21 protein-coding genes are annotated in these 25,396 nt (G+C 40.3%); 11 read left to right on the top strand and 10 right to left on the bottom strand.

Annotated elements, in window-relative coordinates; translation table 11 throughout:
• Entirely contained in the window at positions 1-1,338 is a 1,338-nt protein-coding gene (locus tag F903_RS10155; RefSeq protein WP_004671308.1) for a TrkH family potassium uptake protein, read from the top strand.
• A 48-nt stretch (positions 1,339-1,386) separates the two neighbouring features.
• Here F903_RS10155 and F903_RS10150 read toward each other — a convergent pair whose 3' ends face one another.
• The 3 genes from F903_RS10150 to F903_RS10140 all read right to left on the bottom strand — a co-directional run bounded on the left by F903_RS10150 (position 1,387) and on the right by F903_RS10140 (position 6,104).
• On the bottom strand, positions 1,387-2,556 hold the full coding sequence (locus F903_RS10150; protein WP_005196788.1) for a phospholipase A: 1,170 nt from the start codon (positions 2,554-2,556) through the stop codon (positions 1,387-1,389).
• 22 nt (positions 2,557-2,578) lie between these two features.
• Positions 2,579-5,518 (bottom strand): insulinase family protein, encoded by a 2,940-nt coding sequence (locus tag F903_RS10145; RefSeq protein ID WP_005196786.1) that lies wholly within the window; start codon positions 5,516-5,518, stop codon positions 2,579-2,581.
• 127 nt (positions 5,519-5,645) lie between these two features.
• Positions 5,646-6,104 (bottom strand): GNAT family N-acetyltransferase, encoded by a 459-nt coding sequence (locus tag F903_RS10140; RefSeq protein ID WP_005196785.1) that lies wholly within the window; start codon positions 6,102-6,104, stop codon positions 5,646-5,648.
• Positions 6,105-6,217: 113 nt separating this feature from the next.
• Here F903_RS10140 and F903_RS10135 point away from each other — a divergent pair, with 113 nt between their 5' ends.
• From F903_RS10135 to F903_RS10100, 8 genes are all read left to right on the top strand, one after another.
• Positions 6,218-7,231: an adenosine kinase gene (locus tag F903_RS10135; protein WP_005196783.1), complete on the top strand. Its 1,014-nt coding sequence runs from the start codon at positions 6,218-6,220 to the stop codon at positions 7,229-7,231.
• A 16-nt stretch (positions 7,232-7,247) separates the two neighbouring features.
• Complete coding sequence (locus tag F903_RS10130; protein WP_121930323.1) at positions 7,248-7,556, top strand: Rieske (2Fe-2S) protein; 309 nt, start codon at positions 7,248-7,250, stop codon at positions 7,554-7,556.
• A gap of 21 nt (positions 7,557-7,577) precedes the next feature.
• On the top strand, positions 7,578-8,189 hold the full coding sequence (locus tag F903_RS10125; RefSeq protein ID WP_004671317.1) for an OB-fold-containig protein: 612 nt from the start codon (positions 7,578-7,580) through the stop codon (positions 8,187-8,189).
• A 512-nt stretch (positions 8,190-8,701) separates the two neighbouring features.
• Positions 8,702-8,893, top strand: a complete 192-nt coding sequence (gene cydP, locus F903_RS10120) for a cytochrome oxidase putative small subunit CydP (protein ID WP_034595018.1) — start codon at positions 8,702-8,704, stop codon at positions 8,891-8,893.
• The gene (locus F903_RS10115) at positions 8,893-10,470 is read left to right on the top strand and encodes a cytochrome ubiquinol oxidase subunit I (RefSeq protein WP_005196778.1); all 1,578 of its coding nucleotides are present in this window, start codon (positions 8,893-8,895) and stop codon (positions 10,468-10,470) included. The genes cydP and F903_RS10115 overlap by 1 nt, the downstream gene beginning before the upstream one ends.
• Positions 10,467-11,612, top strand: a complete 1,146-nt coding sequence (gene cydB, locus F903_RS10110; protein ID WP_005196777.1) for a cytochrome d ubiquinol oxidase subunit II — start codon at positions 10,467-10,469, stop codon at positions 11,610-11,612. The genes F903_RS10115 and cydB overlap by 4 nt, the downstream gene beginning before the upstream one ends.
• 15 nt (positions 11,613-11,627) lie before the next feature.
• Positions 11,628-11,729, top strand: a complete 102-nt coding sequence (gene cydX, locus F903_RS16445; RefSeq protein WP_005196776.1) for a cytochrome bd-I oxidase subunit CydX — start codon at positions 11,628-11,630, stop codon at positions 11,727-11,729.
• Positions 11,730-11,733: 4 nt separating this feature from the next.
• Positions 11,734-12,030, top strand: a complete 297-nt coding sequence (locus F903_RS10100; RefSeq protein ID WP_005196775.1) for a cyd operon YbgE family protein — start codon at positions 11,734-11,736, stop codon at positions 12,028-12,030.
• 164 nt (positions 12,031-12,194) lie between these two features.
• Here F903_RS10100 and F903_RS10095 read toward each other — a convergent pair whose 3' ends face one another.
• From F903_RS10095 to F903_RS10065, 7 genes are all read right to left on the bottom strand, one after another.
• On the bottom strand, positions 12,195-12,737 hold the full coding sequence (locus F903_RS10095; RefSeq protein WP_005196774.1) for a GNAT family N-acetyltransferase: 543 nt from the start codon (positions 12,735-12,737) through the stop codon (positions 12,195-12,197).
• 68 nt (positions 12,738-12,805) lie between these two features.
• Positions 12,806-13,486 (bottom strand): YccT family protein, encoded by a 681-nt coding sequence (locus F903_RS10090; RefSeq protein ID WP_005196773.1) that lies wholly within the window; start codon positions 13,484-13,486, stop codon positions 12,806-12,808.
• Positions 13,487-13,750: 264 nt separating this feature from the next.
• A complete protein-coding gene (gene mobA, locus F903_RS10085) occupies positions 13,751-14,380 on the bottom strand; it encodes a molybdenum cofactor guanylyltransferase (protein ID WP_005196772.1) in 630 nt (209 codons plus the stop codon).
• Positions 14,377-17,157: a nitrate reductase gene (locus F903_RS10080; protein ID WP_005196771.1), complete on the bottom strand. Its 2,781-nt coding sequence runs from the start codon at positions 17,155-17,157 to the stop codon at positions 14,377-14,379. Before F903_RS10080 ends, mobA begins: the two co-directional genes overlap by 4 nt.
• Positions 17,158-17,241: 84 nt before the next feature.
• Entirely contained in the window at positions 17,242-18,864 is a 1,623-nt protein-coding gene (gene nirD, locus F903_RS10075) for a nitrite reductase small subunit NirD (protein WP_005196769.1), read from the bottom strand.
• Positions 18,865-18,875: 11 nt separating this feature from the next.
• Positions 18,876-21,422 (bottom strand): nitrite reductase large subunit NirB, encoded by a 2,547-nt coding sequence (nirB, locus tag F903_RS10070; RefSeq protein WP_005196768.1) that lies wholly within the window; start codon positions 21,420-21,422, stop codon positions 18,876-18,878.
• A gap of 27 nt (positions 21,423-21,449) precedes the next feature.
• Positions 21,450-22,802: an MFS transporter gene (locus F903_RS10065; protein ID WP_005196767.1), complete on the bottom strand. Its 1,353-nt coding sequence runs from the start codon at positions 22,800-22,802 to the stop codon at positions 21,450-21,452.
• 533 nt (positions 22,803-23,335) lie between these two features.
• Here F903_RS10065 and F903_RS10060 point away from each other — a divergent pair.
• Both F903_RS10060 and F903_RS10055 read left to right on the top strand, forming a co-directional pair.
• Complete coding sequence (locus tag F903_RS10060) at positions 23,336-23,926, top strand: ANTAR domain-containing response regulator (RefSeq protein WP_004670897.1); 591 nt, start codon at positions 23,336-23,338, stop codon at positions 23,924-23,926.
• Positions 23,927-24,961 carry an ABC transporter substrate-binding protein gene (locus F903_RS10055; protein ID WP_005196766.1) on the top strand — a complete coding sequence of 345 codons (1,035 nt, stop codon included), beginning with the start codon at positions 23,927-23,929 and terminating at the stop codon, positions 24,959-24,961. It begins immediately after the preceding gene.
• The last annotated feature ends 435 nt before the right edge of the window (positions 24,962-25,396 follow it).

Genomic DNA, 25,396 nt, shown 5'->3' with positions numbered 1-25,396 from the left:
ATGACAACGAACACTAAGGCACAAAAGATTTTTAATCTGAGCCCTCCCTCCTTACTCGCGATTGGTTTCTTAAGCTTTATTGTGATTGGGACGATTCTACTCAAACTTCCTTTCGCACATACAGGACAAGTTTCTTGGATGGATGCGTTTTTTACAGCAACTTCCGCTGTGACCATTACAGGGTTATCTGTTGTCAATATTGGTGAGTCCTATACTCATTTTGGGCAAATGATTATTCTACTCATGATCCAGTCTGGTGGGCTTGGGTTTATGACTTTTGCGATATTGGCTGCACTTAGTTTATCTCCCAAAGTCGGATTGCGACAACAAATGATGGCGCAAGAAAGTCTGGGGCAAACTAGCTTATCTAAAGTGACGTTTATTGCGAAAGGCGTTGTTGCGTATACGCTTTTCTTTGAATTGATTGGCGCGATATTATTGGCCACGACATTTATTCCACTTTATGGTATTCCCAAAGGTATTTATTACTCTATTTTTTATAGTATATCGGCCTTTAACAATGCCGGTTTTTCTTTATTCGATAACGGTCTTACTAACTTTTACGGCAACTATTTCATTTGTATCACCATTAGTATTCTCTATATCTTAGGCGGAATTGGCTTTTTGGTATTGATGGACATTAAACAGAATAAAAAATGGCGCAAACTCAGTCCAAACAGTAAATTGGTAATCAGTACAATCGTCATTATTAATATTATTGCTTTTATCGCCATTTGGTTACTTGAAGCACGTAACCCTATGACTTTGGGCCATATGAGCTTGGGAGAGCAAGCCGTCAACTCTTGGTTTCAAGCCACTGTCCCACGTTCTTCAGGCTTTAATACACTTGATACAGGCTCGATGAATAACAGCACAACACTATTGACCATGTTATTGATGTTTATTGGTGGTGGCTCTCTCAGTACCGCAGGTGGTATCAAAGTTGGAACGTTTGTCATCTTGGTGTTATGTGTTGTCGCTTTCCTGAGGCGGAATGACGAAATCCGCATCTTTAATCACGCAATTTCACATGAAAGTACTTATAAAGCACTTGCTGTGGCATCGATTACAGGCATGTTAATTTTTATAGGTGGCTTTACTATACTCATCTTAGAACCTGAGTTAGATGTTCTAGATCTAATGTTTGAGGTATTATCTGCCGCTTGTACTGTAGGACTTTCCAGAGGCGTGACGGGCGAACTACATGACGGTAGCCTTTTAATGCTGTGTTTACTCATGTTTACAGGGCGGCTTGGGCCACTAACTTTGGCCTATTTAATTGCAACACCGAAGAAGAGCCGTTTAAAACATCCTCCAGCCAACATTCAAATTGGATAACAAAAAAAGCAGATGATTTCATCTGCTTTTTTATGGACTCAAATTAGCTTAATACAAGTTCATCAAGGATACGCCTAAGCCCACATAGGTCGCACGGTGATTATAATCAATCAAGCTCTCACCATAACCATCAAAAATCTGAAAATGTCCACGCAGTTTATCTTTGATCGGAAAAGCCCAGTCAAACTGCACCGCGCCATTTGAACGATCACCACCTTTTAGTGAATGACGTAACATCAAAGAAAAATCATTTTGCTTATGTCGATAAAAAGCAGTTAAATCACCACGACCAATATAATCCTTAATATCTGGATTATTATCGTCTTTCGCATCTTCTTCGACGCGGTACCAAGGACGTAGCATCAATGCAAAGTTATCTTTTTCAAATCCGAAGTTAAAAATCACGCGATTCCAACTACGAGATAATGGATCAGAACGACCATTTGATTGATGATTTAAAGTCACACCTAGTAAGCGTGCGTTTAAACCCAACACATTGTAATTGGTTCTAAACATGAGGCTTGCTTCAGGTTCATAATTGGTCTCCCGGAATGGTCTAGACTCTTCCGAGTTATAAACCTGCCAACGTGAAGATTGGGTATAACCGACCCAAAGATCACCATTGTTGCCGAAAATATTTTCCCAAGCTTTGGTCTTTAATGAGATCTGGAACTTCGCCTCTGCCGACGTTAAGTCCTGTTTATCTTCGACCGTGTTTTGTGGATTTGGGCTATTCGGAAACTCGTTTTTATTACTGGTCCAAAACACGGGCAGCAAATAAACAGGTTGATACGCACGAATATTCCAAACGCCTAATTTACTTTCTTCAGAAAGCTCCCAACGACGATCCAATAAAGAAACAGTCGGGTCAAACTTTGGCGCAGCACCTAAGATATGCAAGTCACTGACTTTTTGAACCACTTTATCTTTTAATGATTCAAGCTGAGTCTGTTCATTTTCACGCTCAACCATCACTGGACTTGCTGCAAGAACAGGCTCAACGACTGGTGTTGGTGGCTGAATAATCGTTGGCGCTTTGAACAGACGATCATAACAAGCGAGTCGATCCGCATTTGAAGCCAATGCCACACACGCTTCTGCTGACGCAGGGCTTGCTGGTGCTGTCGCCTCAGCATTTGCCAACGATGTCGTTAAAGAGCCAAGTATCGTAAGGACACCTAGCTCCAAATAACGACGCTCAAAAGATTTGAACGCCATACATATCTCCAGTTTTTATTTTTTAATTGACCTGTTGAATCTCAAAACCAAGTTTCTGCAATTCTTCGCGTTTAGCGAATGGCGCCACCACCGCTTTCACTGGGGTTTGCTCTAGCAAATATTGTTTCGCTACACGTTGTAAATCATCGAAAGTTACATTGAGTAGACGTTCACGTAACAATTTACGGAATGTAGGTGTCCGAGCATGCAACCATGAATAACAAGCGGTAATCGCTTCGCCAGCAGGTGAACCTGGTTTATCCATACTCGAAACCAATCCTAAAATCGCTTCTTCAAGTTGGTATGATTGCTGTTCAGTATTGAATAACCATTGTACGCTTGCTTCAAAATCATTAAAAGTTTCAACTAAACGTGGATCCCGATAGCTGTAGAAACGGAATGAACAAGCATTGCCATCGTAGCTCGCCCCACCACCGTATGCCCCACCTTTTTCACGGATTGCGCTATGCAGGAATCCATTACGTAGGTACGCTGCCAAGACCATTAAGGGTGCAGCATCAGGGTGTGCCACATCTACAGCTTGATAAGCTGATGCACAGAACTGGACATTGGTTTGAATCAACCATGCTTCATCCGTATTTGTATTCACCTGTGCGACTTGGGTTAAAGTTACAGGGGTCTGATCAACTTCTAATTTATCCCAAACATTTTGGATTTCTTCAACCAAACGATCAGACTGATGTTCTTCACATACCAATAAGAACTGCTTAGGCGCTTGTAAAAGTTGGCGATGAATGGCTTTTAATTCTTCAATCAACGCTTGATAAGCCGTGTCATCTTGATCAATTTTAGCCACTAAATCACTGAGCCAATTTAACGCACCTAATCCTGTATTATGATAATCACGGCGTGCCAAAGCACTCATTTGACGTGAAGCAGCTTGCATTGCATAACTGTGACCAGAACCAGACAAGCGTGATTGCCAACGTGTTTTGCGTTGCTGCAATAACTCAATGATACGATCTTTCTCATCGAAACGTAGTTTTTCAAAAGCTAACTTTAATAGCTGGATCGTATCTAATTTTTGCGTGAGTGATTTGGTGGTTAAAGTTAACCAAGCGCTGATACGATCTTTATCATCGACTTTACTGCGCAAAGATGCACCCATGCCTAAGCCGCCACTCACCGCGGTTTGGATTTGTTGGAACTCGAGATAATCGTATTCGCCAGCACCAACTTCACCCATCAAAATAGAGAGTAAGTTGAAATAAGGTGATTGTACGATTTCATCAGGCACTTGAATGAGTACCTGTTGATAATAAATCCCGTTCGTTCCAGCATGATATAGATTCAACGGCATATCTGAACGATTAATGATAATTTCACGCAATTGGCCCTGTACGATCTGTAAATCAGCGGGCACATCTTCCAGACCAACTTTTGGCAACAATTCTAAGTTATCAGGCGTATCTTGGCGTTTTTTCAGCGCTTCAGTTTTCTCTTGAATTTCAATTTTCTGAGCATCTGTTAGATTTGCAGTGATTTCAGCTAAACGTGCTTGTTCAGCCTCTTGCTCTTTTATAGATTTAGTTGCATCAGGCACAAGTGTCATTTGGACACGATGAGGGTTATCTAACAAATGCGTTTGAATCAAGTTGGATAACCACATTGGGTCTTTCAACTCTTCTTTGACTTGTTCAATCGCTGCATCCACATCCCAAACATGAATTGGATCCGTGTGATGAATCGCACAACCCAAACCATTCAAGATCAAACTTAAGCCATAAGGTGTACCATCACCATTGATTTCACGTTGATGCAATTCAATTTGATGAAGAATGGCATCAACCAAATCTGTATCGATAGGTTTAGATGCAACATCTTTTAGAATATCTAATACGCCATTTTTAAAGGTATCAGCATGTTCAGCATTTGAACCTTGAATGCCACAATAAAAGGTCATTTCAAAATTACTATCATCCACCCCCATGATTGGGCCAGTTGATTGAGCATAACCACAGGTTTCTAAGTAATGACGTAATGGAGAGGCTGAGTTTTCTAATAAAATCCCTTCAACCAAGCGCATCCCTAAACGGAGTTTAATATCACTGGTTTCAGGCAATAACCATGACATAACATGATAGGTTTTATCTTTTAAATCTTCACTATCGACCGCATAGCTTTCAGTTACTTCAACTGGCGCAGCTAAACGTTGCTCAGGTGTTGAATATAAGGTCGTTCCTTGAGAAAACTTATGTAGTGCTAATTTTTCAAACTGCTCTTGTAGATCATAAGCAGTTTGATTGCCAAAAGTCATAAATACGGCATTGCTCGGATGATAATGCGTTTTATAAAAATCAACGAGCTGCTCGTAACTTAAATCTGGAATGTCTTTCGGATCACCACCTGAGTTGTAGTGATAAGTGGTCTTTGGAAATAAATGATGTGCCAGTTGATGATAAAGCTGATCTGTAGGAGAACTCATTGCCCCTTTCATTTCATTGAAGACCACGCCTTTATAAACAGCTTGATCATTTTCAAGCTCGATACGAATACCTTCTTGAGCAAAGTCTAAAGGATTCAAATTCGCGGCAAATGCAGCATCCAAATACACTGACAATAAGTTTTGAAAGTCTTTTTTATTCTGAGTCGCAAATGGATATGCAGTCCAATCCGCGGCAGTAAACGCATTCATAAAGGTATTGAGTGAACGGCGAATCATTAAAAAGAATGGGTCACGTACAGGAAACTTTTCAGAACCACACAAAGCAGTATGCTCTAAGATATGTGCCGCACCTTTTGAATCCATGGGTTGTGTTCTAAAAGCAACCAAAAATACATTTTCATCATGATCCGTTGCCAAATGGTAATGAACCGCACCTGTCACTTTATGTTTGTATTCTGAAACGTGAATATCGAGTGCTTCTACATGGTGTTGACGTAATAGCTGAAACGCAGGGTGAATCGTTTGAGTAATGCTTTCAGAAACATCTACAGTCATGTGATCTCCAATTTATCTATTTAAATAACGACGATTGATAGTACAGAGTCTACCGAAGAATACCTATGGATATCCATGTAAATTACTATGTTTTTGTAGAAAAAATCAGCGAGTAATCTAAACAGCGTCACATAAAAATCTTTCTAAAATTCGTATGAGGCAAAGCAACCTTCTCATATCTCATCATTTGATAAAAATTAGCTGCATTTTCAGTATCAGTAAACAATTGCAGCTCATTAAAATAAGCCCGTGCATATCGCTCGATATACGATAACAAATGATGCCCTACACCTTTTCGACGATAAAGAGGATGGATATAAAAACGACGTATGCGCCCCACTTTATTTACATCATAGTCATCATATGGATTCTGATTAAGCCCACAAATGGCAATCAAACGATTCTGTTCATATACAGTGAATAAAGCTTCACCCAACTGATTAAAACAATTTTCACCATTTTGAAAATCATACTTTAGCCTTTCTAAAAACCTAAGACCTTCAATTTTAGAAGACTCAATGAGGGCATCTAGCTGTACTGGTAAATCTAAAACCTTTTCAATCCTTAACTTATCCAATCTAACCATTTATTCCTCTCTTTCATCCTAATCCATTCAACACCTGAATTTTTTCAACAAACTACAGTAATCCTGAGCATTGGTGTAAACTTTAGTTTTTGATTTTTACTGTGATGACAAAAATGGCAACTGTTGATCTTTTTGCAATTGGAAATGCACTTATTGACCAAGAATTTAAGATTTCAAATGAGTTTTTAACACAACAAGCATTGCAAAAAGGTACGATGCAGTTGGCTGATGGTGATGCGCAAGCGGCGTTATACCAACAATTACAAGACACACAGACTTATAAAGGTCAAGCCAGTGGTGGTTCAGCAGCCAATACAACGGTTGCATTTAGTGCATTAGGCGGTACAGCTTTTTATGGATGTCGCGTTGGGAATGATGAATTAGGCTCAATTTACCTAAAAGGTTTAAATGACGCTGGCATCAAAACAGCCATACAATCCATCAGTGAAGGCGTAACAGGTACTTGTATGGTACTGATTAGCCCTGATTCTGAGCGCACCATGCACACCTATCTCGGCATTACCGCTGAATTAACGGCTAAACAAATCGACTTTGAACCATTAAAAACGGCGAAATGGCTATATATCGAAGGCTATTTATCGACCAGTGATACTGCACGCAAGGCAGTAAAACAAGCGCGAGAAATAGCAAAAGCACATGGCGTTAAAATCGCACTATCGCTTTCCGATCCTGCAATGGTGCAATACGCACGTCAAGGCTTAGAAGAACTATTGGATGATGGTGTTGACTTATTGTTCTGTAACGAACAAGAAGCATTGATGTTTACCAATACAGAAAATCTTAATGATGCAATTGACGTATTAAAATTAAATAATCAACATATCGTCATTACCCAAGGTGCAAACGGCTCAATGATTATCGATCCTGCACAGCAGTTCCATGTCGATGGTCGTCATGTTGATGCCGTAGATGCGAATGGTGCTGGTGATGCATTTGCAGGTGCATTTTTATATGCAATCAATGCAGGTTTAAGCTTAGAAGCCGCAGCTCAACTCGCGATCTTAATTTCAAGTGAAGTTGTTGCCCAATTTGGACCTCGTTTAGCTGTCGATAACTACGCTAAACTATTTGAGCAATTTAAAACATCGCAACAGGAATGTGCTTAACATGGAAAAGATTTGCATGACTGAGGAAGTCCCTGAACGTGAGTCTCGTGCATACGATACTTTAAAAGGAACAACCATTTTCGTTACTCAAAAAGATGGCAACTTTTATGCCTATCAAAATGTTTGTCCGCATTTGCAAACAGAGCTTGAGTATTTAGAAAATCAGTTTTTAGATCAAGATCGTGAATATATTCAATGCTCTACTCATGGTGCCTTGTTTTCGGTAGAAACAGGCGAATGTATTTCTGGACCATGTCTAGGTGACTTTCTTGAAAAAGTAAACTTGGAAGTCCACTCCGATGGTGGTATTTATATCATTGATTGATACCTAAGCTAGAATTCTGCGATGACTGAGTTTTTTTTTAATTACTACCTGATGCCATTTCACATGAGCGTGGTTGCTTTAATTTTGCTCAGCATTGCAGAAACGATTGGGATTCTGATTGGTTTACGACCAAGTTCTTTAGTAAAAAAATTTACACCTGAATGGATTTTAAACTCACCGTTATTAGACGTTAAATTTTCTAAATATCTAATCGTTGTTTTTTTACTGATTAATTTTAGTTTTGCGGGTTATTTTCTCGAACTTTCTTTCTTTGCTATTCAGCATTATTTCATTTCCCCTTACTACCTCTTTATACCAGCATTAATCATCGACATTTTTTTTACGGTATTTATGATCCATTGCTTAGATCAAGTGATCAAGCCAAAAGTCAATCAGACCCACGCCAACCTTGTTGGCCGTTTAGCCACAATTTCCACAGGGAATGCACGTCCCGGGTTTTCTGCACAAGCACGTGTGCGTGATGAATTCGGACAACTTTATTATGTTCAAGTTGAGCCAGAATATGGTGAATTAGAACTTCAATCCCAAGTGCTCCTCATCAGCCAAAAATCCAATGCATATTATCTCGCAAAAAAAATATCGATTTCAAATAAACTGTTCACCCCAGATTAAGTTCGAGTTTAGACCGTATTTTTACAAAAAATTACAATAAAGTCACTTAAAAATAATGCTCTCGTCTACTAGCTTAAAATTCAAGTTTGAGCAAAAAACAAAAAACGAAATGAATTGCATTTACATTAACAAATCCAGACTAAAATACTTGGTTCTAATGACTATTTAATCTAAATCTTCTTTATTTTAAGCTATAGATTCGCAACTGCATGTAAACATTATATATATTTAATTCATACCATTTCAATCAACTTTAAAAAAGATTAAATCAAACTAAAACCAACCATTTTAATTTGATTTTATTTATTAATTATAAGCAATTTAGTCGGATTTAAAGTACAGAAAACCGAGTATTTTAGTTGGTTAATAAAAATAAATTACGTAAATAAATATAAGTTATTGATTTAAATCAGAGTTAATTCATAAAACCTATAAAAATATCATAAATTTTATTTTAAATTAATTTTGATTAATAATAAAAGAATCTCCCATTTAATATGAAATGCAGTTCTATGAACACAATTTCAAATGATCAAAATCGGCGATTAATTCGAGAAATAACGATCATTCTTATTATTAAAGTAATCCTTCTCTTGGTCATTAAACACATTTGGTTTGATGCACCAACGATTCCAAAAGATTTTAACAATCAAGTTGCCGAGCGTATTACAGGCAATCCATCTAACACTCAGGAGACACGTTGATGATTTCTGAAAGCGTGGTCGATCTTTCGCGGTTCCAATTTGCAATGACTGCGATGTATCACTTTCTTTTCGTTCCGCTGACTTTAGGTCTCGCATTTATTCTGGCCATCATGGAAACCACCTATGTGATTTCAGGCAAAGAAATTTATAAAGACATGACCAAGTTTTGGGGAAAACTCTTTGGGATTAACTTCGCTTTGGGTGTCACCACTGGTTTAACCATGGAATTTCAGTTTGGTACCAACTGGGCTTATTACTCGCACTATGTTGGCGATATCTTCGGTGCACCCCTCGCAATTGAAGGCTTAATGGCATTCTTCCTTGAATCAACCTTTATTGGTTTGTTCTTTTTTGGTTGGGATCGACTCTCTAAATTTCAGCATTTAGGCGTGACTTGGCTGGTTGCAATTGGTTCAAACATGTCAGCTCTGTGGATTCTAATTGCCAATGCTTGGATGCAAAACCCAGTCGGTGCAGCATTTAACTATGAAACCATGCGAATGGAGTTGGTGGATTTCGGTGCGTTGATATTCAACCCTGTGGCGCAAGTTAAATTTGTGCATACCGTTTCAGCTGGCTATGTTACTGGCGCGATCTTTGTTCTCGCAATCTCAAGCTATTACTTGTTAAAGAAACGTGACTTGCCCTTTGCACGTCGTTCTTTTGCGATTGCAGCAATCTTCGGTTTAGCATCAACATTATCTGTCATTTTACTGGGTGATGAATCAGGTTATGAACTCGGTGATGTGCAAAAAACCAAACTCGCTGCAATTGAAGCAGAATGGCACACTGAACCTGCACCTGCTGCATTTACCTTATTTGGTATTCCCAACCAAAAAGAAATGCGTACCGATTATGCGATTAAGATCCCTTATGCAATGGGGCTGATCGCAACTCGATCAACGGATAAACAAGTCACGGGCTTACATGATTTGATGAAAGAACATGAAGTCCGTATTCGCAATGGTATGGTGGCATATAGTGAGTTAGAAAAACTTCGTGCGGGTGATCGCTCTCCAGAGTTACTCGCATCATTTGAGAAAAATCAAAAAGACTTGGGTTACGGTCTTTTATTGAAGAAATATTCTCCAAACGTGGTGGATGCGACTGAAGCACACATTCAAGCCGCAACCAAAGATACCATTCCGAACGTAGCAGCATTATTTTTCTCTTTCCGTGCCATGGTCGCGTCTGGTTTCCTGATGCTCGTACTCTTCCTTTTAGCAACTTGGGCGGTTGTTAAACGCAATGCCGAAGACAAACCTTGGTTGCTCAAATTTGCGTTATTCTCGCTTCCTCTCCCATGGATCGCAGCGCAAACAGGTTGGTATGTGGCTGAAGGTGGTCGTCAACCATGGTCTATTGGTGAGATTTTACCAACCCATCTATCGGCTTCAAGTGTCAGTGCTGGGGATGTGTGGGGATCAATTATTGCGCTTGCAGCGTTCTATACCGTACTGCTTATTATTGAAATGTACCTAATGATCAAATTTGCGCGTCTAGGCCCAAGCTCTTTGCACACTGGTAAATATCACTTTGAAAAACTAGAAGCAGAAACAGTGGAGGCTCAACCATGATCGAATATGAATTACTAAAAATTATTTGGTGGGTATTGGTTGGTGTCTTATTGATCGGCTTTGCCCTCACCGATGGTTTTGACATGGGTTCAATGGCGCTCATGCCATTTGTAGGTAAAACTGATTCTGAACGTCGCGCCGCAATTAACACAATCGCACCGCACTGGGATGGTAACCAAGTTTGGTTTATTACAGCTGGTGGTGCACTGTTTGCGGCATGGCCAATGGTCTATGCCGTTGCCTTCTCTGGTATGTATTGGGCACTACTACTGGTCCTCTTTGCGCTTTTTCTACGACCTGTCGGATTTGACTATCGCTCCAAACTAGAAAATACCCAGTGGCGTAACGCTTGGGATTGGGGTCTGTGTATCGGTGGTGCTGTTCCTGCACTTGTGTTTGGTGTTGCATTTGGAAATCTATTTCTGGGCTTACCTTTCGGTTTGGATGACACGTTACGCTCGCAATACACGGGAAGCTTCTTTGCACTGCTCAACCCATTTGCGCTCATTTGTGGTGTTGTAAGCCTAACAATGCTCTGTGCTCATGGCGGTGCATGGTTGATGTTGCGAACAGATGGAGCGCTCTATCAACGCTCTGCTAAAGCAACACAGATCATGGCTACTATCTTCCTTATTTGCTTCTTAACGGCTGGTGCTTGGTTATGGTTTGGAAATATTGAAGGTTTTAGCTACGCTACTGCGGTTGATACCAACGTTGCGTTAAACCCACTTGCAAAAGAAGTTGTGACCAATGCCAATCACGGTTGGCTGAATAACTATACGATTTTTCCAATCACGATCGCCGCGCCTATTGCTGCAATTCTAGGTGCAATATTGGTGATCATCAGTGCAACCAAACATAAAGCTGCTGTGAGTTTCACTGGCACGAGCTTAATGATTGTCGGTGCAATCTTGACTGCGGGCTTTGCATTATTTCCATTCTTATTGCCATCAAACATAGATCCTGTTTCAAGCTTGACCATGTGGGATGCAGTATCTAGTCATAAAACACTCGGTGTGATGACTGTTGCTGCATGTATTTTTGTTCCTCTCATTTTGATTTATACCTCTTGGTCTTATTACAAAATGTGGGGTGTCATCACCAACAAACACATTGAAGAAAACTCACATAGTTTGTATTAATCAAGGAGATGTGAAATGTGGTATTTTGCGTGGACTCTAGGCATTTTGATGGCATGTTTCGCAGGTGTACTCAGCGCACTGTATATCGAACATCATCAAAATTTAGATGAGGAATAATAAAATGGCGAAAGCAATGGCAACACCGAAGAATAGTAAAGCTCAAGTGCTTGCAATGACCGTTTCGTTTTTGTTGGCATTGCCCCTTGCTACTATTTTATTGGTACATCCATCACTGATGCTCGATGCGAACGGACACTATAATCATAGCTTACTCATGTTGGTAATGATTGGTATCTCAGGTGGGTTCATACATGGCGTTGGGTTTATACCAAGATTCTGGTTGTGGAAATGGTTATTCAGTCCTTATATCGCATGGCCATTAATGGTTTTGGGTTACTTTATCTGGATCGGTAATTAACTCCCAACAGATCAAATGAAAAGAGGAAGTGGATTCGCTTCCTCTTTTTTCGATATGAATTCCCATTGAGGTTTTATCAATATCTCGCCCACCTCGCAATATCAACACTTTGTCATTACAACGAAATGACAAACACGGCGCTTTTAATTAAACTGCTCAATTCATTAAGATTTTACCGATATATTTCTGCTTATTAATTTTCTCATTTCAATCAATTGCGTTGGTACAAGGGGTTGCCCCACACCTGCCTCTATCGGATAAGATTCCTTTAGTCCAGTCACTTGATATCCACGTCGCTGATAATAAGCAATAAGTTCAGAGCGTACATCTAATACATACATCATCAAACTCACAACTTCAGGATAATACTCCTCCACGTATTCCTCTACGAAATGAAGCATCTCACGCCCATATCCTAAGTTTTGCAGCGTCGGATCTATGGCAAAAGTACCGATCTCAACACTGGTATGTTCAAATGTTAAGCCAATACAGGCAATAATATGCCCAAGCTCATTTTCAGCGACGAACAATTCAAATCGAGATTGTTCCAATGCGTGACTTAATTGCTGTTGGGTAATGCGTTGCCCACAAATAAAATCTTTTTCAGTTGTCCAACTTCGACTTGATTGGGTTCGGTAAGCGATATTAATTAATACAACAAGCTGTTCTAAGTCATCATTTTTTACTTTTCTAATATTTAAAGGCATTTCTATTCTATTTCTAGCACTCAATAAAAAACCGATGATAACATCGGTTTTTTTAAATAATGCATAAGTTAGTTACTTTGACCAGCTAACCAAGCCATAAACTTTTGACGTTCCGCTTTAGATGCTTGCTGCCATAGCTCAACCAATTGTTGATCTGTCGTTTTCACTGCACCAACTGTAGCAGCAGTAGTTACAGCGACTGGTGCGCTAGCAACGGCTGCTTGTGTTTTACCCGTAACTGGTGCTGGTTGATTTACCGTATTATTCTTATTTTTTTGGGTCAGATCCAAAGTACGACTTAATAAATTATTACCCGAGAACCAAGGTTTCGCTTCATTATTTGCACCCGTTTGCTGTACGACGAGTTGTTTATTTTGGTCATAGAGTGCAACGGTCGGTTGTTCAGCATATTTTTTTGCAGCTTCAAAATCTTTTGGTGCATTGACCAGAGCTAAACGATAGCTTTGATTATCCTTTAAGCTTTGAGCTTGTATCGTAACCACACCAGATTTGACAATGTCATGCTCGCCAGTTAAATGCTCAAAATACTCACGGTAACGAACATTAACGGTTAAGTCACCAGCATCAACTTGATAGTTATTTTTACTTGATGGAAGTAATCCTGAATTCACTTCTTGACCATTTACAGCCAGAATCACAATTTCTTCAGGTGCAGTGATCGTAACCGCTGAAAAGACTGAACCACTGAATAATAACCCGAAAGCAGCAATACCAACTCTTAAAGACATTAGACTCTTCTCGATATAAACTATTTATGAAATCGTATGCACTATGCTACGAGATTGTGACTATTTTATGACAAAAATATTTTTATAACAAAATCAATAAATTAAAATAAGTCAGTGTAGGGCGAATGATCAGCTTTTTCTATGCATCACACATTAACTATAACTATGTTATTAATAGATTCGTCGCCAATTTTTTAATCTACTACGAAAATCTCACATCGACAACAAAATCACTTTACAAATAAAGTATATGAAACAAAGCCATTAATTCGAAATAAGCATCCGCTTAAAATCTTTGATCTGCTGATATTGCTGTAATTCATCAAGCGAATTTATGCTATGACAAAATAAACTTTGCTTCTGAAATGAGACATTTTGTGCATGTAAAAGTTTAAAACATGCACCTAAACTTAACTTATTTGCTGCTATTTGTTGTTCTAAAATCTGCAAACTTGCTCTTTGTAATAAGCAAAATGGATATAAAGCATCGCCATTAATCATGACATAAGCGACTTGAGCGAGCGTACTTTTCTGCAAAGCACGATGCAATTTTGCCAAAACCTGATTTGGGATATAAGTCACATCACAAGGAATGAATAGAACATAATCTGATTGTACTTGTGACCAAGCGCTTTTCATTCCCATCAAAGGTCCAAGGAAACCACTTTGATCATCTGCATAGCACTGAATGTCCGGTTCAATATGTTTATAAATCGAACTATCACGGTGACTATTGACCCAGATATTTTGTACTTCAGCTTTAAAATTTTGACAGATTTTTGAGAGTTGAACTTGGTCATCAAATTGTTGTAAAAGCTTGTTCATACCGTTCATACGGCGTGCTTGCCCTCCCGCCAAGATCACTAGATCTGTAGCGGGAAATTCTGTATTCATACTTCTGCCTCCAATTGACAGGTTTTGATCAAGCCACGAATCTCGGGTAAACATGAACCGCAATTTCCGCCTGCTTTTAAACATGCAGTCACTTGTTTTTCATGGGTGATATTTTGGGTTTTAATGGCTTCGATGATTTTATTTTTACCTACTTTAAAGCAACTACACACCAATGGTCCATCATTGTTCGCCGCCGACATCGGCATACCAGCCAACAAAGCTTTACGATGTAACGCACTCAATCGCTCACGTTTAAATAGCGTAGCAACCCAATCTCGATCAGGCAACAACTCTGCTGGTGCGATATATAAACTAGCAATAAGAATGCCATCCTTCAAAATCACACTATGACTCAATTGTGCTGAAACATCATCCAGACTTAACCACTCATAGGTTTCATCGACAAAAGGTAAGAAGTTTTTAAGATTTCGTTGCGTTTGATCAAAATTATGGCGGTCTGCAATCTCATAACGCATTGCTTTAGCAGTCTTAATCTTGGTCCACCAAGCACAGGTTTGTAGTGAGTTTTTGATGTGATGTTCAAACCCCTCTCGAACATACAATACCCCTTGCCAAGTGGTATGGAAAGGCTGAATCACGACAGGTGTATGTTTAAATTCAGGTTCACCTGAAATGGCATCTACCACTGGGTTGACCACCTTACCAATTCGAGCATCGGAGGCCACTTGCTCAGTCCAATGAATCGGTGCAAAGATTTGTCCACGGCGTACACCATGAGCCAGCGTCACACGTAATACACAACTGCCCCACACTGAACGCACTTCAACTAAACCTTTATCACGGATACCAAATTTTAAGGCATCATTGGGATGAATTTCACAAAAAGGTTCAGCTCGGTGTGTCGTCAAATTCTCTGATAAACCTGTCCGTGTCATGGTATGCCATTGGTCACGGATACGACCTGTGTTCAATATCAATGGATAATCTTCAGAAGTCGCATTGACAGGATCAATCGCAACCGTTGGAATCAATTTGGCCTTGCTATTTTTATGGCTAAAGCGCCCTTGATCAAAAAGTTGCTCAACCATAATACTCTGGCCTTTTTCCCAAACGGGCCATTGAATAGGCTGTAAGTGATTATATTCATCTACGCTTAAATTCATTAAGCCTTTCAAGTTGAAATAACGAAAATTTTCGACCTGATCACGCTGATCTAAGCTGGCATTTTCATAGGCAGACAAAGCAGCATGTTCATTAAAAATATCGCAGGCATTATTAAAATCAAAGCCACTAAAACCAAGCTTCTTCGCCACCTCACACACGGCCCACCAATCTGCTTTGGTTTGTTTTGGTGCGGGTAGGAAAGCACGTTGACGAGAAATACGGCGTTCCGAGTTGGTCACTGTGCCATCTTTCTCACCCCAACCTAAAGCCGGTAACAGCACATCGGCATAAGCAGTGGTATCTGTATCTGCACATATATCAGAAACAACCACAAACTCACATTTTTCCAAAGCACGTTTGACTTGATCAGCATCAGGTAAGCTCACAACTGGATTGGTCGCCATAATCCAAATCGCTTTGATCTTGCCACTTTCTACCGCTTGGAACAAATCAACCGCTTTCAAGCCTGCTTGATTGGCAATCACAGGGCTGTTCCAAAAATTTTGTACAAGTGTTTGATGCGATGAATTATCAATATCCATATGTGCTGCCAGCATATTCGCCAAACCTCCAACTTCACGCCCACCCATTGCATTGGGTTGACCTGTCATCGAAAAAGGCGCTGCCCCCAACTTACCAATTTTTCCAGTCAATAAATGGCAATTGATAATGCTATTGGCTTTATTTACCCCTTGAGAGGATTGATTGACCCCCATAGAAAATAAGGTGACGACTTTTTCAGTATTGGCAAACTTATCAAAAAAAAGTTGTAATTTTTCCGTAGAAATACCCGTACGTTTCACCAAGGCATTAAAATCTTGTTCGCTGTGACTCGCCTCTAAAAGTGCTTGCAAACCTTCTGTATAAGATTCAACAAAATGATGATCTACAAAATCATTGTGATATAAATGCTGCAATAAACCATTAAATAAAGCGACATCCTGCCCCGGTAAAATTGGCAGATGTAAATCAGCTTGTTCACAGGTACTGGTAAACCGTGGGTCAACCACCACCACGAATAAATCTGGATTTTTAGTTTTTGCCTGCATGATGCGTTGGTATAAAACGGGATGACACCAAGCCGTATTTGAACCGACCAATACCACCATATCGGCATGTTCAAAGTCTTCATAACTTGCAGGGACGATATCCTCGCCAAAGGCACGTTTATGTGCAGCTACAGCAGAGGACATACATAGACGCGAGTTGGTATCGATATTCGCCGTACCCAAATACCCTTTCACGAATTTATTGACCACATAATAGTCTTCAGTTAGTAGCTGACCCGACACGTAAAATGCAACGCTGTCACGACCATATTGATCGATACAGGCTTGGAATTGGTCTGCAATTTTCTCAATGGCAGCATCCCAAGTGGTGGCGGTTCGATGATTTTTACGCCCGAACATTGGGTTCAAGACCCGTGTTTCTAAACCTAAAGTATCTGCTAAATTACTGCCTTTGATACAAAGTCGACCAAAGTTAGCTGGGTGTGTTGTATCTCCAGCTACCTGTACAGTTGTGCCTTGTGCTTTATGCTGGACGGCAACATCCACACCACAACCAACACCACAATAGGGACAAGTTGTTTTTGTAATGATTTTTTCTACATGATCGGAGCGAATGTGTTCTAAATTTTGAATACTGTTCATGACTGCCCCTTACCTAATTCATTTCTGCCTACATTTCACATTCTATTTTTGGCTTAGGAGGATCACCCCCTAAGCCAAAGAGGATTACCCAGCTTTTTTCATTGCAAAATCTTTACCAAATAACAATTTATTTCTAAATGTCGACACTGGCGTTTGATCTGCAATCAGTTCGGCATACCACATGCCATCTTCGGTATCACCAAATAGAACGGCACCAATCACTCTATCTTTTTGGATAATAATACGCTTGTAAATTTGGCGTTTCTCGTCGTTGAGAATGATGTCTTCATAGTCGTCTTTCGGTTCAAAGTTACCCGCTGAGAACACATCCACACCACTGACTTTAAGCTGCGTTGGAACCGTTGGTGATTTGAAAGTCAAACTACCATGCTCTGCCAAATGAGTTGCACAGATAAATGCTTGTCCCCATAGCGGCTCAACCAGACCAAAGGTTTGATTACGGTGTTCGATACACTCACCCACTGCATAGATACTTGGATCAAAGGTTTGCATGGTGTCATTGACCAAGATACCACGATTACAACGTAAGCCTGCGCTTTGTGCCAATGCGATATTTGGACGAATACCCACTGCAAAGATCACAAGATCAGCGTCTAAAACAGTCCCATCTTTTAAACGAACTTGTTTAACATGATCATGTTCATCCGCAATCAAGGCTTCTGTATTTGCCTCAGTAATAATATTGATGCCTTTCTGTTCGATACTATGGCGTAACATCGCACTTGCTCGACTATCAAGCTGACGCTCCATGATACGATCCATCAAATGCAATACAGTGACATTCATACCACGCTGTACCAGACCATAAGCAGCTTCTAAACCAAGTAAGCCCCCACCAATCACCACTGCATTTTTCTTGCTTTCAGCATATTTGATCATGGTATTTACATCATAAATATCACGGAAGCTGATCACACCTTTTAGATCGACACCTTGAACTGGCGGAATAAATGGCGACGAACCTGTCGCAATAATCAGACGATCATAATCAACACTTTCACCTTTTTGGGTATGTACTGTTTTACGTGTACGATCAATCTTTACCGCAGGATCATCAGCGATGAACTTGATGCCTTTATCGCTATACCATGCATGTGGATGCAGCATAATGTCATCAATGGTTTTTTCACCTGAAAGAACTGGCGACAACATAATACGGTTGTAATTACCCCAAGGCTCTTCACCAATTACGGTCACTTCATAACGATCTGGCGCCATATCGAGTAAATCTTCCAGACAGCGCATACCAGCCAAACCATTGCCGATAAGCACTAGTTTTAACTTTTCTTGAGAAGCACCATTATTGGTGATGTAAGTCTTTTGTGGAACTGGACTCACCCATACCCGACCATCTTCAATCTTAGTTGGGAATACTAAGAGCTTTTGATCTTTATCTTCCAAACAACGTCCCGTCGCTAAACTGAAATGCTGTTTATAGATCGGCGATGCAATCACACGCTCACCTTGCAAATCACCAATAATGCCACGACACATCACATTCGCTTGGCTAAACGGATCTTTATTGCTCAATGCATAAATACGTTTTTCATGACCCACACGGAACAAGGCCACTGTTTGCTCACCCACCAATGCCCCAACACCTGTATTGGGTGTAATGTCATTCAGAGCACAGACATCAATCCATTGATCTTCAGGAAGCATATTTAAATCTTTTAAGTTCGTCATTTTAATTCTCCTTATGCTTCAACCATTGGAATACGATCAACTGAACGCTCAGCATCATTCAACGGGCGGATTTGATCACGTACTTGGGTAAACTGAATGTGTGGATCAGCTTGTTCATCTGCACTTGCATTAATATAAGTTTGGAAGCGTTTGCGGATTTCAGGATTTTCCACCGCAGTACGCCATTCATCTTGATACGTACCAATCACATGACTCATACGATTTTCAAGCTCTTCAGCCAGACCCAATGAATCATCGACAATTACAGCTTTCAAGTAATCTAAACCACCTTCCATGTTGTCACGCCATACGCTGGTACGTTGTAAACGATCAGCTGTTTGGATATAGAACATAAAGAAGCGGTCAATATAGCGAATCAAGGTTTGAGTATCTAAATCTGATGCCAGTAACTCAGCATGGCGAGGTTTCATACCGCCGTTACCACAGACGTATAAGTTCCAGCCTTTCTCAGTTGCAATGACACCCACATCTTTGCCTTGCGCTTCGGCACACTCACGCGTACAACCCGAAACCGCCATTTTCAATTTATGTGGTGAACGTAAACCTTTGTAACGATTCTCAAGTTCAATCGCTAAGCCTACAGAGTCATCAACGCCATAACGACACCATGTGCTACCCACACAAGACTTCACAGTACGCAATGATTTACCGTAAGCGTGACCAGATTCAAAGCCAGCCGCGTTGAGTTCTTCCCAAATGAATGGAAGCTCATGGATTTGCGCGCCGAATAAGTCGACACGTTGACCGCCAGTGATTTTGGTATACAAATTATATTTCTTAGCGATTTGACCGACCGCAATCAAACCATCTGGAGTGACTTCACCGCCTGCCATACGCGGTACAACTGAATAAGAACCATCTTTTTGGATATTACCCAAGTAGTAATCATTACTGTCTTGTAAGCCTGCATGACTTGGTTCAAGCACAAAATCATTCCAGCACGATGCCAAAATATTGGCAGCCGTTGGCTTACAAATATCACAACCTAAACCATGACCATGTTGATGAATCAAATCATCAAAGGTTTTGATTTCATTGACACGGACCAAGTGATACAACTCTTGGCGTGAGTACGGGAAGTGTTCGCAAATATGGTTATTGACCGTAACACCTTGGCGTTGTAACTCAGACTTTAATACTTGAGTCACGAGTGGCGCACAACCACCACAAGCGGTTGCAGCTTTTGTGCATTTTTTCAAAGCACCGAGTGAGGTTGAACCATCACAGATTGCTTGGCAAATATCTGCCTTAGATACGTTATTACATGAACAAATGGTGGCACTATCAGGTAGTAAATCAACACCACTTCCACCAGCTTTCGCGCCTGTGTCAGAGAAGCCTGGCATAATTAAACTTTCAGGCGTTTCAGGCAATGCCAAGCCATTCAGCATCATTTGCAATAGATCGTTATATTCTGCTGCATCACCGACCAACACTGCGCCAAGCAGCTTAGTTTTGTCAGCATCAACCACGATCTTTTTATAAACCAAGGCATCTTCATCAGCATAGAAATAGCTGAGAGAGTTCGGTGTCATACCATGTGCATCACCCACTGATGCAACATCGACGCCCATCAATTTCAGCTTGGTGCTCATATCGGCACCTGCGAAACTGTGCGTTTCCTCAACCAAAATATGTTTTGCTGCAATACGTGCCATGTCATAGCCTGGTGCAACTAAACCATAAATTTTGTTATCCCACAGCGCACATTCACCAATCGCATAAATATTTTCGTTTGAGGTTTGGCAGTAATCATTAATTTTAATACCACCGCGCTCACCGAGAACTAAACCACTTGAACGTGCAAGTTCATCGCGCGGACGAATACCTGCTGAAAATAAAATAATATCGGTTTCAAGCTCGCTGCCATCAGCAAACTTCATCACATGCGTTGCTTCCGCACCTGCTTCAATAGACGAGGTTGCTTTTTGAGTGTGAACTTTCACCCCAAGATTTTCAATTTTACGACGTAATACTTTCCCACCCAAATCATCAATTTGAACTGCCATTAAACGTGGTGCAAATTCAACAACATGTGTTTCTAAGTTTAGATCACGTAATGCTTTCGCTGCTTCCAAGCCAAGTAAGCCACCACCGATCACCACACCTGTTTTGGCATTTAAACTTGCTGCGCGAATCGCATCCAAATCTTCAAGCGTACGATAGACAAAACAATTTTCACGATCATTACCTGATATTGGCGGAACAAAAGCATAAGAACCTGTTGCCAAAACTAATTTGTCGTAATGAATCACATCCCCATGATTTGTGGTAACAGTCTGTTCAATCGTATCAATCGCAGTTGCTTTGGTGTTTAAGCGTAAATCGATTCCGTGCGCATCGGCAAAATCAAAACGTGCAAGTGACAAGTCTTTTGCCGATTTACCAGAGAAGTACTCAGTCAAATGTACACGGTCATAAGCAATACGTGGTTCTTCTGCAAGAATGGTGATTTCCAACTCATCATCAGCTTTCTCTAAAATGGCTTCGATGAATTTATGACCTACCATGCCGTGACCAATCATCACTAATTTCATTGTGTTTCTCCTAAAATCTGATTTCGATTAAGCTGCGCTGTTTTGTTCTGCGTGGCGTTCTACAAGAGCTTGTTCAAATAAGCGTTGTTCTTTTTCTTTATGCTCTACCGAGAATCGAATGAACATCACAGAACCCGCAGTGATCACAACTAAGCCACCTAAAACCATTAAACATGTTTGGATATCCAACATACCTTTCAATAAAAATCCTGCTGCAACAGCACCAACGTTACCACCTGCACCGATAATGCCTGCCACACCACCTAGAGCTTCACGATCAATAAATGGAACCAGTGCGTAGGTTGCTCCACATGCCATGTGAGTGAACAATGCGAAGATGGTCATGCTGAGAATAGCTAACGTAACGCTGTTCATTTGAGAGAAAAGGATCAAGAACAACCCCTCACCCAAAATCAGTAAAAATAGAATCTTAGTACGTCCGTCCAAACCTCGCTTCAATGCGACTTTGTCTGAAACCATGCCACCTAATGCACGGGCAAATAGTGCCAACAAACCAAAGATACCTGCCGCTAAACCCGCTTCTTTTAAACCAAAATCAAAATGTGTGACGTAATACATGGCGATGATGTTATGGATGAAGATCTCAATACCAAAACACGCTGCATAAGAGACAAATAAGATCCACACACGATAGTTACGCGCAGCGTGCATCAGAATCGCCATCCCGCCTTTTTTATCGCTACCAACCGAGATACCCTGTGCACGAAGCTCTTTAAAGTTTCCTTGTGGGCAATCTTGGGTGTATTTCCAGTAAAGTCCCCCGACAATGACCATCAACAGACCAGGAACAAGCAGTGCGATTCTCCACCCCATTGCCTGCTCAACACCAAACATTACCAACGCTGCAAGCATCAATGGCATTAAGACTTGAGTCGCACCGCCACCAGCATTACCCCAACCAGCAGAAGCAGCATTTGCAGTCCCCACCACATTCGGCGCAAACATGATGCTGGTGTGATATTGCGTAATCACAAAACTGGCACCGATCGCACCAATCAATAAACGGAAAAATAAGAAAGATTCATAGCTATTTGCAGAAGCAACACCAAATACAGGAATACTCCCGATCAGCAATAATGCGGTATAGGTTTTGCGTGGACCGTATTTGTCACACAGTGGTCCAATGATAAGACGAACGACAATCGTGATCGCGACAGCTGCGATATTGATATTGGCAATTTGATCTATGGTTAAATTGAACTCACCTGCAATCACAGGCATAAGAGGAGCACAAGCAAACCAAGCAAAGAAACAGACGAAGAATGCAAGCCAGCTCATGTGGAATGCACGCATCGCTGGTGCGGAAAAGTTGAATAACTTAATTGATGTGGCTTTTTTGGCCGATAAATCTAAAGACATTGCCATCTCTCCTTTACTGAACGTGTACTGTGTTGTTGACACAAACATTGTGTAAACAAACCGATCAGATCGGACATCGTTGGCCGTCTTACAATTTTTTTTGAAAAGTCGTCTTTGACTCAGTATTTAACTAGCAAATGCTGTGCCAAACAAACCAATAAAAAAGTAAAAACAAGGTTAACCACTGTTTTATATGTATTTGTTAGTAAATTTCAGACATCATAGATATAAGTGAAACACATCTTTTATCCCTAAAAAGTGTGATGACCTGTTTTAAAGCACAATTCACCTTGCTTCATAACAACACTTTTTACGCACCAAAAAGGCTCATATTCAGTTTTTTAACACTTACAGCCCAGATTTCATTTTTTCAAATAAACGAGCAGCGATACAATAAAGCGCATAAACTATCTACTTCTGGGGCGTTTGCACCGAATCGGAAGTTTTCTGATGGCACTAATATTGCTTAAAAAATAATACTCACAGCACTTTATTCAGAATGTGCATATACCGACAGTTTGACTCTTATACTTATGCCGAAACTCAAAATTGTTCTCATTGACGATGATCAGGCTCGGGCGGAATACATTAAAACCTGTTTAACAGAACATGACTTTGATGTAGTCGCTTGTTTTACCTTAGATCACCTTAATATTTTTAATCTAGAACACCTTCAAGCAGATGTCATTTTGCTTGATATGGATCACCCGCATCGCGATGTGATTGAGAACTGTGTCAGCAGTTTTGACTTACCTACGGTACTTTTTACCAAAAACACGGATAAAGACACTATAAAACAAGCGATTGATGCGGGGATTACAGCCTATATCGTCGATGGTATTGACCCTTCTCGCTTACACACCATTTTAGAGATATCCATTGAGCAATATAAGAAGCATAAAAAGCTAGAAGGTGATCTTAAAGATGCAAAAACCAAACTTGCAGACCGTAAAGATATAGACAAAGCCAAAGTGTTATTGATGAAACTACACGGTTTGAGTGAAGACACTGCCTTTCAATTACTTAGAAAAAATGCCATGAGTCATCGTATGACGATTGGTGAGATGGCTCGTCGATTGCTCGATGCGCAACAACTATTAAACAACCAATTAAAGGATGAATAGATGAGCCATTTAGCAAAATTAGAAAAAACCCAATTACAGCTCGGCTATATCCCTTTACTTGACTGCGTTGCATTGCTTTGGGCTAAACAACGTGGCTTCTTTGATGATGTGGGCTTAGATATTAGCTTAGTACAGGAAGCATCTTGGGCAAGCCTACGTGATCGACTTGCCTTTGGTTTACTTGACGCTGCTCATTGCTTATCGGCAATGTTACCTGCAGCAGCAGTGGCAGCTGATCAAATTGGCATCCCATTACAAACCCCTTTAGTTTTGAGCGAAAACCGTGCATTTATCAGTCTAAGTCAAAAGCTCTGTTATGAATTAAACATTCAAAAACAAGACTCGGCTGAAACTTCTGCACAGAAATTGGTGCAAAAAATAAAGACAAATCATCCTATTTCCTTAGCCCACGTATTTCAGCACTCTATTCATCACTATTGCCTAAGAGAATGGTTAGCGTTGGCAGATGCGGATTTAGCACACTCCATTCAGGTAAAAACGCTTCCACCTCCTTATATGGCTGAAGCGCTCAGCAATCATTTAATTGATGGTTTTTGTGTCGGGGAGCCATGGAATACTCAACCTGAACTGCTTGGATTAAGCCATATCGTTTGTTCAAGCCAAGATATTATTCCCAATGTTGCAGATAAAGTATTGGCAGTTACCCAAGAATGGGCACAACAACATCCCAATACTTTGATCGCGTTAACCAGTGCCATTATTAGAGCACAACGTGAACTTAGAGAGCTCGAAGATTTTGCACCCGTCTGGCAGCTTCTGATTGAATTTGAGATTATTCAATTCAACTGCTCACCTGAGGTTCATGTTGAAAAGTATTTTAATATTCAAAATATCATACGAAACTTCATTCACGATGATGCTGAACCCAAGCAAAAAGACTTTGCATGGCTATTTGAACAAATGCAAAAATGGCACAGCCCAAATATCAAAGCATCTTCATGTACTGATCCAGCACAAAACTGCTTGTTATTAGATACTTACTCTGCCGCAGTAAGTGAAGCGATAAAATCTTAGCGTAAAAAAAGCTGCCTTTAAATATAAAGACAGCGCTGAAAGACCCAAAAGAGACCACGCCAATCAAAGCAGTCTCTTAAGTAATAGTGATATTACTCAAATAAAGCTTATCTTTTTCGGACATTTTCATGTCATTAACTGCCATCCAAAATATAGAAATGCATCACTTTTGCCAATTCATAAACGCAAAGTGATGCCTAACAAACAATCAGCTTGGCAGATTTAGCTAAATATAGCCGCTGATTCAGCGGTAACATGCAACAGGCCAAGCGCTGATATGCATAAACATCTAAATAATTAGGGTTAACCCATATGTAGAAAAAACAATAAAAGCAAATAAAAACAATATATTAAATTATTATACTCAGGCTTATTTTTTAATTTGAATGTGCTTAGGCTTTATAGATCTATGGATCATAAATGAGTTAAATATCA

Origin of the sequence: Acinetobacter sp. NIPH 298 (genome assembly GCF_000369505.1) — a bacterium.
GTDB lineage: Bacteria > Pseudomonadota > Gammaproteobacteria > Pseudomonadales > Moraxellaceae > Acinetobacter.
This window is presented reverse-complemented; position numbering and strand designations above follow the sequence as displayed.

Bases quoted from the DNA above. Each gene is read 5' to 3' on its own strand.
- F903_RS10155 (WP_004671308.1), top strand. From the start codon at position 1: ATGACAACGAACACTAAGGCACAAAAGATTTTTAATCTGAGCCCTCCC.
- F903_RS10150 (WP_005196788.1), bottom strand. From the start codon at position 2,556: ATGGCGTTCAAATCTTTTGAGCGTCGTTATTTGGAGCTAGGTGTCCTT.
- F903_RS10145 (WP_005196786.1), bottom strand. From the start codon at position 5,518: ATGACTGTAGATGTTTCTGAAAGCATTACTCAAACGATTCACCCTGCG.
- F903_RS10140 (WP_005196785.1), bottom strand. From the start codon at position 6,104: ATGGTTAGATTGGATAAGTTAAGGATTGAAAAGGTTTTAGATTTACCA.
- F903_RS10135 (WP_005196783.1), top strand. From the start codon at position 6,218: ATGGCAACTGTTGATCTTTTTGCAATTGGAAATGCACTTATTGACCAA.
- F903_RS10130 (WP_121930323.1), top strand. From the start codon at position 7,248: ATGACTGAGGAAGTCCCTGAACGTGAGTCTCGTGCATACGATACTTTA.
- F903_RS10125 (WP_004671317.1), top strand. From the start codon at position 7,578: ATGACTGAGTTTTTTTTTAATTACTACCTGATGCCATTTCACATGAGC.
- cydP (WP_034595018.1), top strand. From the start codon at position 8,702: ATGAACACAATTTCAAATGATCAAAATCGGCGATTAATTCGAGAAATA.
- F903_RS10115 (WP_005196778.1), top strand. From the start codon at position 8,893: ATGATTTCTGAAAGCGTGGTCGATCTTTCGCGGTTCCAATTTGCAATG.
- cydB (WP_005196777.1), top strand. From the start codon at position 10,467: ATGATCGAATATGAATTACTAAAAATTATTTGGTGGGTATTGGTTGGT.
- cydX (WP_005196776.1), top strand. From the start codon at position 11,628: ATGTGGTATTTTGCGTGGACTCTAGGCATTTTGATGGCATGTTTCGCA.
- F903_RS10100 (WP_005196775.1), top strand. From the start codon at position 11,734: ATGGCGAAAGCAATGGCAACACCGAAGAATAGTAAAGCTCAAGTGCTT.
- F903_RS10095 (WP_005196774.1), bottom strand. From the start codon at position 12,737: ATGCCTTTAAATATTAGAAAAGTAAAAAATGATGACTTAGAACAGCTT.
- F903_RS10090 (WP_005196773.1), bottom strand. From the start codon at position 13,486: ATGTCTTTAAGAGTTGGTATTGCTGCTTTCGGGTTATTATTCAGTGGT.
- mobA (WP_005196772.1), bottom strand. From the start codon at position 14,380: ATGAATACAGAATTTCCCGCTACAGATCTAGTGATCTTGGCGGGAGGG.
- F903_RS10080 (WP_005196771.1), bottom strand. From the start codon at position 17,157: ATGAACAGTATTCAAAATTTAGAACACATTCGCTCCGATCATGTAGAA.
- nirD (WP_005196769.1), bottom strand. From the start codon at position 18,864: ATGACGAACTTAAAAGATTTAAATATGCTTCCTGAAGATCAATGGATT.
- nirB (WP_005196768.1), bottom strand. From the start codon at position 21,422: ATGAAATTAGTGATGATTGGTCACGGCATGGTAGGTCATAAATTCATC.
- F903_RS10065 (WP_005196767.1), bottom strand. From the start codon at position 22,802: ATGTCTTTAGATTTATCGGCCAAAAAAGCCACATCAATTAAGTTATTC.
- F903_RS10060 (WP_004670897.1), top strand. From the start codon at position 23,336: ATGCCGAAACTCAAAATTGTTCTCATTGACGATGATCAGGCTCGGGCG.
- F903_RS10055 (WP_005196766.1), top strand. From the start codon at position 23,927: ATGAGCCATTTAGCAAAATTAGAAAAAACCCAATTACAGCTCGGCTAT.